At 46.9% G+C, this 15385-nt stretch carries 16 protein-coding genes; 6 read left to right on the top strand and 10 right to left on the bottom strand.

Going from position 1 to position 15385, the window contains the following annotated elements:
* Positions 1-192: 192 nt before the first annotated feature.
* The 3 genes from VJB08_04985 to VJB08_04975 form a co-directional block, all read right to left on the bottom strand.
* The gene (locus VJB08_04985; protein ID HLD43309.1) at positions 193-549 is read right to left on the bottom strand and encodes an AbrB/MazE/SpoVT family DNA-binding domain-containing protein; all 357 of its coding nucleotides are present in this window, start codon (positions 547-549) and stop codon (positions 193-195) included.
* Positions 546-785 (bottom strand): hypothetical protein, encoded by a 240-nt coding sequence (locus VJB08_04980; GenBank protein ID HLD43308.1) that lies wholly within the window; start codon positions 783-785, stop codon positions 546-548. Before VJB08_04980 ends, VJB08_04985 begins: the two co-directional genes overlap by 4 nt.
* Positions 786-911: 126 nt before the next feature.
* Positions 912-2180 (bottom strand): endonuclease Q family protein, encoded by a 1269-nt coding sequence (locus VJB08_04975; protein HLD43307.1) that lies wholly within the window; start codon positions 2178-2180, stop codon positions 912-914.
* 53 nt (positions 2181-2233) lie between these two features.
* Between VJB08_04975 and VJB08_04970 the strand changes: the two genes are divergently transcribed.
* Positions 2234-2590, top strand: a complete 357-nt coding sequence (locus VJB08_04970) for a DUF4406 domain-containing protein (GenBank protein ID HLD43306.1) — start codon at positions 2234-2236, stop codon at positions 2588-2590.
* Positions 2591-2592: 2 nt separating this feature from the next.
* Positions 2593-3576, top strand: a complete 984-nt coding sequence (locus tag VJB08_04965; GenBank protein ID HLD43305.1) for an RNA-guided pseudouridylation complex pseudouridine synthase subunit Cbf5 — start codon at positions 2593-2595, stop codon at positions 3574-3576.
* Between the two features lie 13 nt (positions 3577-3589).
* Here VJB08_04965 and VJB08_04960 read toward each other — a convergent pair whose 3' ends face one another.
* From VJB08_04960 to VJB08_04950, 3 genes are all read right to left on the bottom strand, one after another.
* Positions 3590-4009 (bottom strand): putative toxin-antitoxin system toxin component, PIN family, encoded by a 420-nt coding sequence (locus tag VJB08_04960; protein ID HLD43304.1) that lies wholly within the window; start codon positions 4007-4009, stop codon positions 3590-3592.
* A gap of 3 nt (positions 4010-4012) precedes the next feature.
* Positions 4013-4264, bottom strand: a complete 252-nt coding sequence (locus VJB08_04955; protein HLD43303.1) for an AbrB/MazE/SpoVT family DNA-binding domain-containing protein — start codon at positions 4262-4264, stop codon at positions 4013-4015.
* A gap of 132 nt (positions 4265-4396) precedes the next feature.
* Positions 4397-5041 carry a hypothetical protein gene (locus tag VJB08_04950; GenBank protein ID HLD43302.1) on the bottom strand — a complete coding sequence of 215 codons (645 nt, stop codon included), beginning with the start codon at positions 5039-5041 and terminating at the stop codon, positions 4397-4399.
* Between the two features lie 301 nt (positions 5042-5342).
* On the opposite strand from VJB08_04950, the gene ftsZ reads away from it, so the two are divergent.
* Complete coding sequence (gene ftsZ, locus VJB08_04945) at positions 5343-6410, top strand: cell division protein FtsZ (GenBank protein ID HLD43301.1); 1068 nt, start codon at positions 5343-5345, stop codon at positions 6408-6410.
* Between the two features lie 41 nt (positions 6411-6451).
* Here ftsZ and VJB08_04940 read toward each other — a convergent pair whose 3' ends face one another.
* Complete coding sequence (locus VJB08_04940; protein ID HLD43300.1) at positions 6452-7222, bottom strand: hypothetical protein; 771 nt, start codon at positions 7220-7222, stop codon at positions 6452-6454.
* A 424-nt stretch (positions 7223-7646) separates the two neighbouring features.
* Between VJB08_04940 and VJB08_04935 the strand changes: the two genes are divergently transcribed.
* From VJB08_04935 to VJB08_04925, 3 genes are all read left to right on the top strand, one after another.
* Positions 7647-8432, top strand: coding sequence for a DUF1189 family protein (locus VJB08_04935; GenBank protein ID HLD43299.1), 786 nt, complete (start codon positions 7647-7649; stop codon positions 8430-8432).
* Between the two features lie 268 nt (positions 8433-8700).
* Complete coding sequence (locus tag VJB08_04930; GenBank protein HLD43298.1) at positions 8701-9879, top strand: RuBisCO large subunit C-terminal-like domain-containing protein; 1179 nt, start codon at positions 8701-8703, stop codon at positions 9877-9879.
* Positions 9880-9927: 48 nt separating this feature from the next.
* Positions 9928-11289, top strand: a complete 1362-nt coding sequence (locus VJB08_04925; protein HLD43297.1) for a hypothetical protein — start codon at positions 9928-9930, stop codon at positions 11287-11289.
* A 41-nt stretch (positions 11290-11330) separates the two neighbouring features.
* Here VJB08_04925 and VJB08_04920 read toward each other — a convergent pair whose 3' ends face one another.
* The 3 genes from VJB08_04920 to VJB08_04910 all read right to left on the bottom strand — a co-directional run bounded on the left by VJB08_04920 (position 11331) and on the right by VJB08_04910 (position 15279).
* Positions 11331-13232 carry a beta-CASP ribonuclease aCPSF1 gene (locus VJB08_04920; GenBank protein ID HLD43296.1) on the bottom strand — a complete coding sequence of 634 codons (1902 nt, stop codon included), beginning with the start codon at positions 13230-13232 and terminating at the stop codon, positions 11331-11333.
* A 24-nt stretch (positions 13233-13256) separates the two neighbouring features.
* Complete coding sequence (locus tag VJB08_04915) at positions 13257-13904, bottom strand: proteasome subunit beta (protein HLD43295.1); 648 nt, start codon at positions 13902-13904, stop codon at positions 13257-13259.
* A gap of 166 nt (positions 13905-14070) precedes the next feature.
* Positions 14071-15279: a hypothetical protein gene (locus VJB08_04910; protein HLD43294.1), complete on the bottom strand. Its 1209-nt coding sequence runs from the start codon at positions 15277-15279 to the stop codon at positions 14071-14073.
* Positions 15280-15385: the final 106 nt, after the last annotated feature.

Raw genomic sequence — 15385 nt, 5'->3', positions numbered from 1 at the left:
TTAGGAATGGCCAAATCAGGCGTAACATAACCACTTTTCCTTTTCCATCTTCTTCTCATTCGGATTACCTCCGAACACCTTCGCCTGGGGTCACTTGTTAGGCAATCAAAGCGATTGCTCCTTATTGAAGAGCATTTGTGTTCTTATGGTTCCGAATATTCCATAGTATCACCAATCATTTTGTTCATCTTTTTATACAGGTATTATCTTTATACCTTCTTTCTCTGGGATCATAGCCACTTCTTCATTATCTTTGAGGCCGTATTTCTGCACTAATTCCTTGGGTATCCTTAACCCGAGACTCATGCCCCATTTAGAAATCTTAGCATGAAATCTCTTCATCTCCCTATATTTCTCAGCAACAGTATGCAGCTGGCTCATATTCAATATTTCTTCACCACATTTTCCGCATTTAAAATAGGTATATCCAACACCCTCTGGAGTCTTATCGGTTAATTCCTCCATTTCGCCTTTGCATTCTGAACATGTCTTAAACGCTTTGCGTTTATGAGCACTGTCAAACCTCTCTGATTTTTGAAGCTTTTTCATTTTTTGTCACCTTTGGTTTCAATTGTAAAAATCTTTATTCTTGCGCCAATCATCTGGCCAACACATATGACTGTAAATCTTTTGCAATCCTTGATGAACCTTACATTGTGTTTTCCGAATCTCTCAACTTTGCCGCCTTTTAATGTAGCTTCAATCATATCTGGAGTTACATCTCTCTCCATAGCTCTGATAAACGCATGCCTCTTTATCTCTACACCGTACGGTGTGATATCCATAATATCATTGGGTATATCATGATATCCTAAGATATATTTAAATCCTTCGTTTTAAGGAAACTGAGTGGTTCTAGGGTCTATTATTCGGACTGACTCCGCTTCGAGGGAATCCCCCCTTACTATGCGTCAGAACTCTTCCAATCCTTTCTGCACGACTTTCGGGGTGTAGGACTGGGTTTCCTGTTTTTTCTCTCCTTCCTTATCCAGGATCATCTCTCCATACACTCCATCATACCCCGGCTTCATCTTTATGTTTCCGCTTCTATTCAGGAGAATAAGGTTTTTTAGTTTTTCATCAGTGTACTTTGTCAGGTCTTCTTCAGGAGCATCAAAAATAAGATTGAATTCATTTCCAAACTGCTTGATCAAGGGAGAGTACACCTCCCACATCTTTTTTGAAGCTACCTTGATGTTCGCTGCTGCGCAGATCAATTCTGCCAGAGGAACAACATTCCTGAATGGCTTTGCGCCTTTTGGCTTAAAGCCTTCCGGACGGTCTGCTAATTCCTCAACCCGATGCATCACTCCTATAGTCATCTGCTTTCCGCATTTCGGGCAGAGCTTCCTATTTTTTATGGAATCCCCGGGATGCATGCAGATGTTGCAGGAGCGGTGGCCGTCATAGTGGTATTTTCCCTCTTCAGGATAGAACTCGATGGTTTCCATAAGGCCTTCTTTTGTTCTTAATGCAGTAATAAGACTCTTATAGGTCAGTTTTGGAAGCTCAAAGACTGTTGCTTCCCTTCCAATCCTCCAGGGCCAGTAGCTGTGGGCATCTGAAAAGGAAACGATTGCATACTTGTCGAGCTGGGAGAGCCTCCAGTTCATTGCAGGGTCTGAAGAAAGGCCTGTCTCTATAGCATGGATGTGCTTTTCCTGATCGCCAAACGCTTCCTTGACAGAATCAAAGCCCGACATTGAGCCGAAGAGAGAAAACCACGGTGTCCAGCAATGCGCAGGGATGACCTCGATATCCTGGGAAATGTTCCTTAGATTTTCTACAAAATCCATGCAGGGTATCTTGAAAATGGGCCTGCCGTCATAATCCACCCTGCCTTTTGTCAACAAGTACTCTGTAATCTGCCTGACGACATCTAAGTTAGGCGCCAAAACAATGTTGTGGATCCTGTGCCCTTTTCCTGCCTGGGAATAAATTAATGAGATCTCTGTTGAAAGGACAAAATTGAACCCTGATTTTGTTTTCAGTATTCCGGTTTCATCCTCTGTCAATTCATTCTTTATTTCTTCAATCCATTTCGGGTGGGTGAAGTCTCCTGTCCCAAGAAGATTTGTCCCTTTGTAGGCTGAGTAGGTTTCCAGGTTTTTTATGGAGAGGTTCTTTGAGGTTGCCTGGGAATATCTTCCATGGAGATGGAGGTCTGCGATGATTTTCATTGAATTGGCGGTGAGGTGAAGGTATTTAAAGGTTTGGTGATTTTGAAGGTAAGATGAAGCTTGTCTATCCGGCATTCTCGAAGCATCTGTTCTACTTCAGGATGCACATCTCCGCATTTGTGCTCAAGAAAGGATATGCCCCTATCAACCCCTTTATGAATTTTGAGTATTTTATGCTGGATACTGTGGAGAGGGATGTTGTCAGGGATGCCAACAACTCCATACTCCGGAAGGCTGATGAGGTGTGGGTCTTTGGCAGGATAAGCGATGGAGTCCTTGCAGAGATACGGATTGCCAAGAAGACCGGAAAGCCTGTACGGTATTATTCTGTTGGAAAAGAAATCAGGGAGATCTCAAAGGACTCTGCAGAGTTTGAAGACGGCCTTGAGAAATTTGCTGGGGAATTGTGAGTATGCAAAATGCAGTTATCCTGAAAAAAGCATCTGAGACAAAAGCTGAGTTCGGAGAGGTTCCTGAAAAGAGGAGCATCCAAAGGCTTTTGGATTTTGGTGTTGTGAACATTGACAAGCCTGAAGGGCCGACATCACATCAGGTTTCGGATTTTGTGCAGAGAATTCTTGGCATTAAAAAGTCAGGCCATGGGGGCTCTTTGGATCCTAAGGTCACCGGAGTCCTTCCGGTTGCTTTGGGAAAGGCAACACGGATTGTGCAGACGTGGCTGAAGGCTCCAAAAGAATATGTCTGTGTCATGCATCTTCACAAGGAGGTTCCAGAGGCTGAACTGAGGAAGATCATGTCCTTTTTTGTAGGCACGATTGATCAGGTTCCTCCTCTGAAGAGCTCTGTGAAAAGAGTCAGGAGAAAGCGGAATGTGTATTATCTTACCATCCTTGAGATTGATGGAAAGGATGTCTTATTTCAGGTAGGCTGCGAGGCAGGAACTTATATCAGGAAACTCTGCCATGACATCGGCCTAAAGCTTGGCGGTGCGCATATGGCAAATCTCAGGAGAACAAAGGCAGGGCCATTTGATGAATCAACCTTGGTTACTCTGCATGATCTGAGCGACGCATTCTACTATTATCGCGAAAAGGGGGGTGAGAAGTTTCTCAGGCACTGCATCCATCCTCCTGAAGAGGGAATCTCCCATCTGCAAAAGATCTGGGTTCATGACACCACTGTCGATACACTCTGCCATGGCGCTGACCTTTCTGTTCCAGGAATATCCAGGCTGCATGATGGCATCCGGAAAGGGAGCCTTGTTGCGGTTATGACGCTGAAAGATGAGCTGGTCTGCCTTGCTGAGACAAAAATGGATTCCGAGGAAATCAAAAAGAAGGAAAAAGGCCTTGCTGCCAAGACAGCAAAGGTGTTCATGGAGCCTGGGCTTTATCCGAAATACAAGCCAGGGCAATCCCTGGGTCAGCTGGTATAATCGCGCATAAGCTTTAGTCGGCTTGAAAGCTGCCTGTTTTTAAGAATTCTTCCGGAGTTATTATCTTAATGTCTCTAAATCCCTTTAATTTAAGCAAATGCTTATTGTAGCTGATGATGAATTTGGCTCCGCAGGCGAGAGCGCACTCCAGAATCCTGTCATCATCGGGGTCTTCTTTAACTACAGCGACCTTTTCTTTTGGCTTTATAAGATGGGTGAAATACGCCACCGAGTCTATGATACTCTTAATTTCCTGCTTTGCCAATGAAAAACCCCTGGCTAAAACCCTCCGAATTTCGTTTACGATTTCATCAGAGATGAATACTATAATCTCCCTGGCTATTGCTTTCCTGACTATCCTATATGAGCTGCCTTCCCAGAATATAGAGGAGATAAAAATATTTGTATCCAGAACAACAATAGGATTTTGCACCTGTTAGTGCCCCTCAGAAGCTTTTTTGGTAAAGTCTTCTTCTTTCCATCCTTTTTTCTTGGCTAATTGAGCCCCCCATTTATGCACTCTCTCAAAGACTTCCTTTGCTGTAGGCACACTTACCTTCTTTAAAATGAGGGTATCATCCCTGCCAAAAATTGCAAAGTTTGTGCCTGTATCCAAGCCGAATTGCTTCCTTAAATCCTTTGGAACCACGATCTGCCCTTTTGAGGACATTGTAATTATTTCAGTCATTTTGCTTTACCGTAAGAAAGTAAGTATAGCTTACATTTAAACCTTTCGGTTCCACTCATCGTCTTCATCATATGGCCTCCTTTACAAGCCGCATTCACCCGATACGGGCATGAGGGATGAAAATATCCCTGATTATGTCTTGAAATACTCCGGATTCTCTGCTTTAAAATTCTTGAGCAATCTGCTGAAGACAGGAGCTTTCCTGCCCTGGAGATAGAAATATCCTATGGATGATGTCAATCCGGAGCCAATCGCATCCACAATGAGATCAGCCATGGTATCCCTGAGGCCGGATTTCTGCATACTTGTTCCAGCCAGATGATCCATGGAGAATTCAAATATCTCCCACAGGCTGCCAATCGCAAGGCCGAAGCAGAAGGCGAATATGACTAGCCATATCGGCTTTGAATCGATCCTGTACTTATAATACAACACATAGAGGATCAAAAATCCGGCAAATCCGATTGCGATGCTCGAGCTTGCATGCAGCACAATATCCCACCACCAGAACTTTGTGTAATAGCTCCGGATCTCGCCGAGAAAAAGAGACGCATAGATGAACAGAATGATTACAGACTCAAACTCAATCGGCAGGTAGAGCTTGTACCTCTTTTCAATAAAATAAGGGAGATACGTGAGAATCAGGATAAGCGAGGTGGAGAAAACAAGGAGCCAGCGCTGGTTGAGCACTCCTATGGCAACTGCGATTACTAATGTCAATCGCAGGATGTTGGCAAGGAATGCCTGGACTTTGTCTAAGGTTGGCTGCTTTGGCATGCTCGTTACTAAGCGGGGGGGGGAATTTAAAAAGGCTCTGGTCTTGCTTTAGTATCTTACGCTTCAATCTTTTCCATATTGAAAACAAATCATTTCCTAGTTCCCATTTTCATTACTTCTCTATCCCAGTATACAAAAACGTAACATTTATATATTAGCTCCACCATAAGAATTAAAAAAAGCGCCCGCCAAAAAGGATGCGTGAGCAAAGGAGATTTCCATCGGGTCTGGCACAAGCCAGATGCAGGGAATCAGGCTCTTAATGCGTCCTTTTGGGGGCCCAACTTTTCGAGGTGACACCATGGATATGATTATTGAGAATGCCCTCAAGGGGCAGACGCAGGCTGCTGCTGCTACGTTTGGGAAGGCAAACATTCGGGTTTTTGGCTGCGGAGGAGCAGGCTCGAATATGGTCAACTGGCTGTATAAGAAAGGAATCCGTGGAGCAGAGATTCTGGCATGCAATACTGACAAGCAGCATCTGGATATTACTGAATGCGATAAAAAACTCCTTATCGGACGGGATGTCACGAGGGGCCTGGGATGCGGAGGCTACCCTGAAAAGGGAGCTGCTGCTGCAAAGGAAACACTGCAGCAGATTCGTGAGATGCTTCAGGGTTCTGACATGGTCTTTGTATGTGCAGGAATGGGAGGCGGTACTGGTACCGGTTCTGCGCCCATCATAGCTCAGGTAGCCAAGGACATGGGAGCGATTGTTATTGGCACTGTGACAATGCCGTTCAACATCGAACGCGCTCGAATTGACAAGGCAGAGTTTGGGCTGAATCAGCTTCGCCAAGTATCTGATACTGTCATCGTCATTGACAATAATCGACTTGTCAGCATCGCAGGCAATTTGCCAGTACAACAGGCATTTGCAGTTGCCAATGAGCTTATCTCCACGATGATCCGCGGGATTGTGGAGACAATTGCAGTCCCTTCCTTGGTCAACCTGGACTATGCGGATGTAAAGGCAATCATGACAAATGGAGGAGTAGCAGCGATTGGTGTTGGGTATTCGGATACTACCAATCGGGTTGAAGAGGCTGTCAAAGGCGCCCTTTCCAATCCTTTGCTGGATATCAGCTACAAGGGAGCTACAGGCGCGCTGATCCACATCGAAGGCGGCCCCGATATGACCCTTGATGAGGTAAGCAGGGCAGGCGATCTTGTCACTGAAAGCCTCGATGACGATGCCAATGTAATCTGGGGAGCAAGGATAAACAATGATATGAAGGGAAAGATTGCTGTCATGACAATCATGACTGGCGTTAAATCTCCTTGGATCCTTGGAAAAGTAGATCAGCAGCAGAAAGCTCGCGAGGCGCGCGGGCTTTCTCGGGAACTAGGCATCCAGTTTGTCGGATAGGGCATCTGGATCCTCTTTCTATTTTTTTATTTTCTATTTCTTCACTGGGTGATTATGGTTGGCTCTATCGTTGCATTTCTGTCTACGGGCAATACGTCAATGTGGTTTCCGAAGATCGGAACAGCAGTTGCAACCATCTCATTTACAATCCCATAGATCTGATTGGAGCTGGCAAGGCCCTTGCCGTGGATAACGTGATCCACAATCTGGTTTGGCACATCTGCTTGCGCTGCAGCCTTCTTTCCTTTCTGGTTCTCTTCTATCACTTTAAGCACTTTATTGTCCAGATAATCGTGAGCTGCTCCGCGTGCGATGAGATCAACAGGAAGCGCCCCTCTCAGCCTGCTATCATGGCCAAGAGCAAGCTGCGCCTCAAGCCCATGGCCTTGCGTCTGAACCGCGATTTCGGTTGGAACCACCGGGGGAGTATATCCTGTTTTCTCTCTGGCCGGATACTGCCTGTTCGGGATTGCTGCTCTTACAACCTGCTCAACTCCTTGGCCTATGGCTGGAATCCTGTTGTAGTGGCTGCTGAGTTCCTCCAGTGTTTCCTGGCTGCGTAATCTGCCACGTGCTGATTGGACTGACTCAGCCTCTAGCCTGATGGCTTGCAAGATCGGATTGTGCGTGGTTTTCAGAGGGATCTGGCTGATTGCCTGATGAGCAGCTTGGACTCTGCCCTGGCTGTAGAGACTTGCTGCATCATGCACGATCTTTGCGATTGGAGGCACTAACGGCTTATACCCATTGCTGCGGCTGTACGGCTGGTAGCCGTATGCAGGATGCGCGCCTATGCGACTTACACTGCTCATACTGCTGTGGAGCCCAAATCCCTATTTAAATCTTGTTATTTTAACCACTATATAGTAATCATTATACTCATTGTACCAAGAGCAGGTGTGGTTGTGTCTTACTGCTGGAGAGCCTGCATACTACACTATTCGGCATTGGGGCTCAGTAGAAAGTCAATCGGCAGTGGCTTGCAAGCGAGCAAGGCGAGCTTGCTCGCTAGCCACCGGCTCGCTTGCGCTTGCCCCTGCGATTGCTGACACCCCCGAAGGTGCTAAAAAGAGCTACGCTCTTTTGGCACACCAAAACGCCAGAGGGCGTTTTGATTGGGGCAACCCTCTGTCAGCGGCGGTTATGACTGCGAAGAAGCTCGCAGAAGGGATACCGGACTTTCTGCTGAGCCCCATCTGAGTAACCTTTTTATACTTCTCGTCCCTTGGGAACTCTATGTTTGACCATTATATCCATTTCTTCAAGACAATTATCGAGACCTTAAGCCCCCATCACTATAAGATTATCGCTTCGCGGAAGAAGAGGTATGTGATTGCCTATTTCTATTCTCTGATATTTTTCTCCCTGTTCCTCTCCCTGCTTATTGCTGCCCCGGCGTATACCCAATCTGCGTCGCGTGTTGATGAGGCGCTGTCAAAATTCTCTGTGCTCAATCTGACTGTGAAGATGGAGACCACCTCTCCCATCCTCATCCCTTCGGGAAACCCTTATATCACGATCGACACTGAAGGCAAGGTTAACAGGACCTCTGAGTTTGTGTTTGCAGACGCTGACGGCTTTGCAGTGCATTCTTTCTTTGCTACGAAGAATTACAAATGGTCATCTTTCGGGGATTTGCTGGAAAAAAGAGAGTTTCTTAAGGACATCCTAAGCGTAGGCTTTCTGGCAAGCCTTCCTGTGCTGCTGTTCGTCCTTTTTATAGGGTATTCGATAAAATACACGATGGTGTGGGCAGTGTCTATCCTTCTTGGATACTTCCTTGCAAAGCTGATGAGGCTGCATGTAAAGTTTACCCGGGTCATCAGGGTTACTGGGTTCGCATCCACCTGGATTATCCTTCCCGAGCTTTTGATCATGCCCTACTTTTTTCAGAAGTACCTTTTTCCTCTTTCGATCTTCGGATTCCGGATCTATGTTCTGCCGTACCTCTTCTTTTGGATATACACAATAACTGCGTTTTATCTGATATCAGAATACCGGCATGATAAATACAGCAGATGACTCCTGTCTCTTGCTTCTGGCTGCGGTGAAAATCAGTGCTGCCGCCTCTTTGCGAGGCTCTTGAGGATTGCCATAGACTGAGTTGAGGGGGTTGTCCCATACGGGGCTTCAACGATGCATACAGAAGGGCGACACAAGCCGAGATGCTCCGCAGGAGCGACCAAAAATGAACAGCATTTTTGAGTACTGGCGGCAGCTGCGAAGCAAGATTTTCACCGCAGCCCCGGCTTCCAAAACCTTTAAATAGCGTCTCAGCATCAGTGGATGCATGTTCCAGTTCCTGTCAACACGTTTCAGCAAGTCTGACGTCATTGCCGAGTATGCAATCGAGCCTGCTCAGGCAGTTTCATTCCAGGATGCCTGCAGGCATGTTGCTGCTGCAAGCATTGGCGTATCTCCGGAGGCATTTGTTAGAGGAGACGCTCCCGCGGTGGTATCCCTTGACAAGGGGGGACAGGTTGCGTTGATACGCTATCCTGCTGATCTCTTTGAGCCGGGGAACGCAGATCAGATCAGCCATAGCCTTACTGGCCATCTGCAGCTTCCTTCTGTAAAGAGGGCAACGCTTCTTGATATGCAATTTCCGCGGACTTTAGTGAAATCCTTTCCGGGCCCAAGATTTGGCGTGAAGGGAATCCGAAAACTGATTGGGACCAACCAGGCCCTGCTTGAGGCTTCATTGCTGCAGGGGTCTTCGTATGAGTTTTCCATGAATGCCTATGAGGCATGGACAGGGATGGATATCGTTGCTGATGCCCCTTCCCTCACAAACCTTCCATCGAATCGTTTCAAGGAACGCGTCTTTCAGACGCATCGGAGAAAGAAAAAAGCTGAGCAGCTGAACGGAGGGCATAAGATGTATATGCCAAATGTGACGGGTTCGGAGACAGTGAAGAGGGCAGATTTTGCCCATACTCTTGGCTGTGAGGCAGTTGTACTCAACCTTTCAGGTTTTTCTTCACTCCAGAACCTTCGTGAGGCTGATGTTCCCGTTGCTATCCAGCTGCAGCGAAGCGTCAGGATGCCCCATATGTCCTCGCATGCCTGCGCAAAACTCTGCAGGCTGGCGGGAGCAGACATCGTTCATATCGGCTCCCTGCCGGGACCAATGAATGCTGATGCTTCTGTCCATGTCCATGACGTGATTGACAAGAGGCTTATTGAGGAACGCAGCCTTGCCAAGCCCTGGCACGGGGTTAAGAGCTCCATGGGCCTTGCTTGCAGGGTAGGAGCTTCTCACATCCCCGGTCTTGTTCAGAGGCTTGGCAATGACCTCGTGATCCAGTTTACAGATGCTGTTTCCGGCCATAGCCATGGTGTCAGAAAAGGGGCAATGGCGTGCAGGCAGGCTTTAGACAGCCATCTGCATCATATCCCTCTTCAGGTCTACGGCCTGAAGCACTCTGAGTTGAGGGAGAGCCTGGCAAGTCTGCAGCCCCGATTTTGATGCAGATTCACCGATACATTTAAATAAAAATAGGCACATCTCTCCTCTGTGGTTAGCCTCATGAAGCACCTTATGCACCTGCTTTGGTTTGTCTTGCTTGCAGGTATGGTTAGCGCAGCAGGGCAGCTTGCTGTTCCTTCTGAGGTGAATTTTGGGGCTATCGGGATTAATACGACAGGGTCAGCCCAATTCGAGATTCGGAATTCCGGGGATCAGCAGCTTGTGAATCTTTCCTTATCGAGTGATGCTCCTTTTTCCGTTACTTTCAGCCCGGCAAATCTCAGCTCATTGGCTGCAGGAGCTTCTGCAACAATAGCTGTAAATGCAACAATTCCGTTCAGCCAGGTGCAGGGCCCAAGGACGCTGGGAAATGTCATCGTAACAGCAAACCAGACAGACGGCACTCAAATAAGCTCAACATTCGCCCTTAAAGCCACGATCATCGGAAGGCTCATTCTTGATGATCTGGATGTTACGATCGACAATGAGGAAAACAAAGACCTGCAGAATGCAACAGCGATCCCGAAGACTGCAAAGCCGGGCTCAACGATAACCTTTGATGTTCGGGTCAAGAACACTTTTACAACTATTGAAAAGACGAAGCTGGAGGACGCATTCATCACTGTCAGACTTGAGGGTATCAATGATGGAGAGGACTTGGAAAAGGAGTCCAACACCTTTGAGCTTCCTGCAGACAGGACCAGGCTTGAAACCTTCAGGTTCACGCTTCCAGGCCTTATTGATGAAGATACCTATGTTGTGCATATTGAGGCAGAAGGCGAGGATGAGAATGGGAGGATCCACTCTGCTGAACTCGAGCTTGAACTTGATATACGCAGGGAGAATCATGATATCCTTGTCCAGAATCTGCAGATCGATCCTGTCAAAGCCTCATGCGGAGAATCTGTAACCCTTAGCTTTGATTTATTGAATTACGGCCAGGGAGAGGAGGAGAGCGCAGCCTACACAATCCAAAATCCGGCCTTGGGGATCGTGCTCAGTGAGGGGCCGATATACCTTGATGATCCTGAAACTGAGGATTATTCCAGCCATATCACGCGGAGGATTGCCCTGCCTGCCAATGCTCCTGCTGGCAATCACAACATTGAGGTCAGATCTTATTATGATACTGACCAGCTGTCAAACCTGGGGCGTGTGTTCCTTGAGGTGATGTGCGCGCCTGCAGCGCCAGAGGTGCAGCCAGTGGCTGAACCTGAACAGCCTGAGGCACAACCTGAAGAAGAACTCTTCCCAGAGCCCGGAGAACCTCTAGAGCCTGCAGAGCCAGCAGCTGAGGAAATCTCTAGCATTAGCCCTGGCATTAAGGTGGCTCTTCTTATCCTTGCAAATCTCGTCATTCTTACAGCTGCCGGGCTTCTCGTGCTGAAGCTTTTTATGATGAGAAAGTGAAATTTTGAAAGAAAAAATCAGACCTTATTTGGTGTATACTCTTACTTCAGCCTGATAATCTCCAGATTCTTCGGAGCAGCGGTCTCAACACGGTATTGCTTGTGGATAGAGCTTGCCAAGTCAAGGCATCTGCTTGCCTCACCATGGTTCACCAGGATCTTCTTTGGCCTGGGCGTGCACTTATAGATGAAGTTCATGAGCTCCCTCCTGTTGGAATGGCCTGAGAACCCTTCAATGGTGTAGATGCTTAGCCTTACAGGCAGGATCTCTTTCTTCATTCCGTTTGAGAAGACGATCTCGCGCTCGCCTCTCTGGATGCGCCTGCCGAGAGAGCCCTCTCCCTGATACGAGACAAACACCAAAGCGTTCTTTGGGTTGTCCCCCAGCCTCCTCAAGTATTCCACTGATGGGCCGCCGGTGAGCATACCTGAGGTTGCAAGGATGACGCATGCTCCCTGCTCTTCAATCACCTGTGCCCTCTCCTTCTGCGATCCCACCCTATGGAAGATTTCTGCCAGGAACGGATTGGCATCCTTATGGAAGATAAGCTTTCTGATGTTGTTATTGAGATATTCAGGATAGGCAGTGTGAATCGCAGTTACGTCCCAGACCATGCCGTCCACATAGACTGGAATCTTCTCGAGCTGGCCTTCCCGAACAAGCCGTTCGATAATCAGGAGCACCTCCTGCGCCCTTCCCACACCCAAGACAGGGATCAGAAGTTTTCCTCCCTGGCCAATTGTGCTCTTGATGATTGTGACCAGCTCCTCATCTGACTGTTCCTTGCTGGCAGGAATATTGTCTTTCCCTCCATAGGTTGATTCGATCATGAGGGTTTCCAGGCGGGGGAAAATTGTAACCGCAGGGTCAAGGAGATCCGTGTGGCCATACTTCATGTCGCCTGTGTAGAGGAAGTTGTGAAGCCCATTGCCGATATGGAGATGGACCATTGCGCTTCCCAGGATGTGGCCCGAGTTATAGAGTGTCAGGCGCACATCTGGCGTGATATCTGTCACTTCATCAAACTCTACAGTAATCGTATGCTTGACCATCTCCTTAATCTCTTCTGAGGTGAATAAGGGGTCCTTGCCATCGTTCTTTGCAATTTTGACCATATCGAGCTGCAGCAAGGCCATGATATCCCTTGTGGGGGGAGTGCAGTATACCGGGCCTTTGTAGCCAAGCTTGAAGAGGTAGGGCAAAAGGCCGCAATGGTCCAAGTGGGCATGGCTGATGATAATCGCATCAATCTCATCTAATTTGAACTCAGGCGCTTCGAGATGAGGATAGGCTTCCTCTGATCCGTACTCCTTTGCAGGATCGATGCCGCAATCGATCATAATCCGGGATTCAGGCGTCTGGAGCAGAAAGCATGACCTGCCAACCTGGCGGCCTGCGCCCAGCGTTGAAAAGCGCACCCATTCCTGTTTTTTTCCGCGCATCCATCCATCATAGACTCTATGGCCGATCCTGTCAAGGAATTTTCTCCTATAGTCTGAGTTCTGGTAGAGGACCGCCCTGATATTCTCAATGAGCTGGGATTTAATCGCAGGAGTCCTCCTGATTAAGGGTATCCACATTGTCTTTTCCCTTATCTCCCTCAGGATGCTGCCCTGCTTCCCGATGGCGAGGCCAGGCTTCTCAGTCTCAACAATAACGATGCTCCGCTGGGGATCAAAAATGATGCTGCCGACTCCGGCCTCCTTGGGGATGCTCTTTCGGATCTCCTGTTCTGCCTGCTCCTGGTCCATGGCGATGCTGGGGTCTGGCCGGAGCTCAACCCGCTTCTTGATATCATTCACAATCTTCTTAATCACGCCATTATTATCTAAGAAGAACTCCTTGTCTTTGGTGTAGAGGACAATGTTCGCTCCCTCGAATTCTGCGGAGCTAATCTTGCCATCGGGGAGATGCTTGAGAATCTCCTTTATGATTTCTGCCATTGAATAACCTGGTTCCAGAATGATTTATACCTTAATGTGCATATCAATCTCCTCTTGGAGGGCCTTCTTAACGCCGTCTTTCGTGATGGTGACAATGTCGATGCCATTCCCAGAGGCGATGTCCCGCTGGATTGCTGCGTTGATGCACTTCACCGCAAGCTTAATCCCTTCGTCTATGCCCATATCTTTCCTGTAGAGCGTCTCAAGGACACCAAACGCCATCACGCTTCCTGATCCTGAGGAGATATAATCATCAACCTGGGTGATTGAGCCGTCTGCATAGAGATCCCATATCGAGAACCCTGACTCGTCCTTTGCGCCGAGAATAAAATGGCTGATTCCCGGAATAATGCTCATCTTGCGGATATTTGAATATACCATCCGTGAAATGAAATTTGCCGCCTCTTTTCCTGTGGTTTCCCTTCCTATCCGTATCTTGCGGAGCTTGAGCTCGACCTGGGTTATCTTGACAAGAAGCTGCGCGTCTGAGGCTGTTCCTGCCATGGTGACCACTAAGTTCTCTGTAAGCTGGTGGACCTTGTCGATCCTCTTGCTTGAGACAAGATAGCCTGACGTGGCCCTGCGGTCTGCTGCCAGCACAACACCGTCTTTGCAGAGAATACCGACTGTTGTTGTTCCTGTCTTCAACATGTGAGCTTCGTTTTCATCCATCTTCTTGAAACCTTCAGAATCCCTGTAATTGCTAATGAATATTATATTTATAAGGCTTTCGGTTTTTTTTGGATTTGGAGATTTACCCAAGGCTTGGAGGATACTTGATCCCTCTCTGAGATTGCAGCTTATCGTAAACTTCCTGACCTGCAACTTTGTGGCTCGATTATCCTATCCTCCTTACAAACGCCCTTCTTCCATCAGAAACAAAATGAAGATTCATATATGAATTGTGTCCTTTCTTTGTTTCTTCCCCAAAACTAAAAATAGTTTCACCATCTTTGAGAATTGGGTCTCTTGGGGAATATTTCTTGCCGTCGCCAAGATCCCAATTTTCGTTTCCCCACAAAACTTCATTGTCCCTCATTACCGATTCAATTGGAAAAACTGCAGAAATCTCAGGTTTGAACATTTTTGACCTATGCTCATGATTTCCAACCAAATTTGCAAAGCTTCCGCCGTCTACCGTGCTGTCTATACTTTGTAATCTCCTTCTCTTGAATTGCAGCTCTGAAAAAATCCAATTCCAGTGCAAATCAAAAGAGCCGTCTTCATCTTCAGGATCAAACTTTCCTCCTGCATAATAAACCGTAATCTTAAACGCCCCTCCCTCTTTCGATGTTGCTCCACGCACCCATGGCACTTCAATTTCCCCATCCTCTAGACCTCTATCTAACATAAATCCTGCTGGTGAAAAATCTCTTGTTCTATGGTACTGAAGAAAATAATTCTTGCCGTTATGCGTTCGAAATTCCATTATTGGGCAATTATTAGGGTCAAATCTTCCTAAATTTCTTACCTGCTCATAGGTTTCTATTAGAGCTCCTAAACCACCCCTCAACTCATCTGGAAGAGGTTTGATAAACTCATGTGCTAATCTTCCTTCCTCTACAATGGCATAATTAGTCAGCTTGTTATTTTTCTCATAACAAAGACTCATAATGTGATACCTGCCAGCAATCGAGGAATCGGCAATTACGGTCCTGTTTAATCCGCCCAATTTTTCCCATATTGAAAAAGAGGCTTGTTTTATGAATTCATCTTCACTTAATCCTAGCTGTTTACAATATTCTTTATACGCATCTGGCTGCATTTCTCCCTGCGTAAAATATCTTTGTTTAACCTCTTCTAAGCTCCGAGAACCTCTAACTGGAAAAGTTAATGAAGACAGGCTGAAACTATTTAACAAGCCAGAAATCCCATTATACTCTTGAGGGTGTTCGCTCCTTAGAAAAATGCCTTTATGAGACCTTCTGGCTTCTGCCAAAGAATCAAATCTGCGAGGAACCAAAATCCCATTCTGCTCCGCATAATCTGCGATTGTTCTTTTGGGCTGTCCTTCTAATCTCGATATATCCTGCAAATAATAGTCCATATCCTGCCAAGAACCGGGTAATTATATAAACGTTACTATCTAATAGTTAATAACAAAAAAACGCTGAACCCTAAAATAATATTAAACCGGCCCTTGTTCTCATACT

Source organism: Candidatus Nanoarchaeia archaeon (assembly GCA_035290625.1).
Classification (GTDB): domain Archaea; phylum Nanobdellota; class Nanobdellia; order Woesearchaeales; family DATDTY01; genus DATDTY01.
Note: the sequence above shows the minus strand (reverse complement) of the source record. Positions and strands in the feature narration are given on the sequence as shown.

Coding starts and splice junctions, on each gene's coding strand:
- VJB08_04985 (HLD43309.1), bottom strand. CDS start 549: ATGAAAAAGCTTCAAAAATCAGAGAGGTTTGACAGTGCTCATAAACGC.
- VJB08_04935 (HLD43299.1), top strand. CDS start 7,647: ATGTTTGACCATTATATCCATTTCTTCAAGACAATTATCGAGACCTTA.
- VJB08_04975 (HLD43307.1), bottom strand. CDS start 2,180: ATGAAAATCATCGCAGACCTCCATCTCCATGGAAGATATTCCCAGGCA.
- VJB08_04965 (HLD43305.1), top strand. CDS start 2,593: ATGCAAAATGCAGTTATCCTGAAAAAAGCATCTGAGACAAAAGCTGAG.
- VJB08_04915 (HLD43295.1), bottom strand. CDS start 13,904: ATGGATGAAAACGAAGCTCACATGTTGAAGACAGGAACAACAACAGTC.
- VJB08_04950 (HLD43302.1), bottom strand. CDS start 5,041: ATGCCAAAGCAGCCAACCTTAGACAAAGTCCAGGCATTCCTTGCCAAC.
- ftsZ (HLD43301.1), top strand. CDS start 5,343: ATGGATATGATTATTGAGAATGCCCTCAAGGGGCAGACGCAGGCTGCT.
- VJB08_04940 (HLD43300.1), bottom strand. CDS start 7,222: ATGAGCAGTGTAAGTCGCATAGGCGCGCATCCTGCATACGGCTACCAG.
- VJB08_04910 (HLD43294.1), bottom strand. CDS start 15,279: ATGGACTATTATTTGCAGGATATATCGAGATTAGAAGGACAGCCCAAA.
- VJB08_04955 (HLD43303.1), bottom strand. CDS start 4,264: ATGACTGAAATAATTACAATGTCCTCAAAAGGGCAGATCGTGGTTCCA.
- VJB08_04930 (HLD43298.1), top strand. CDS start 8,701: ATGTTCCAGTTCCTGTCAACACGTTTCAGCAAGTCTGACGTCATTGCC.
- VJB08_04970 (HLD43306.1), top strand. CDS start 2,234: ATGAAGCTTGTCTATCCGGCATTCTCGAAGCATCTGTTCTACTTCAGG.
- VJB08_04920 (HLD43296.1), bottom strand. CDS start 13,232: ATGGCAGAAATCATAAAGGAGATTCTCAAGCATCTCCCCGATGGCAAG.
- VJB08_04980 (HLD43308.1), bottom strand. CDS start 785: ATGGATATCACACCGTACGGTGTAGAGATAAAGAGGCATGCGTTTATC.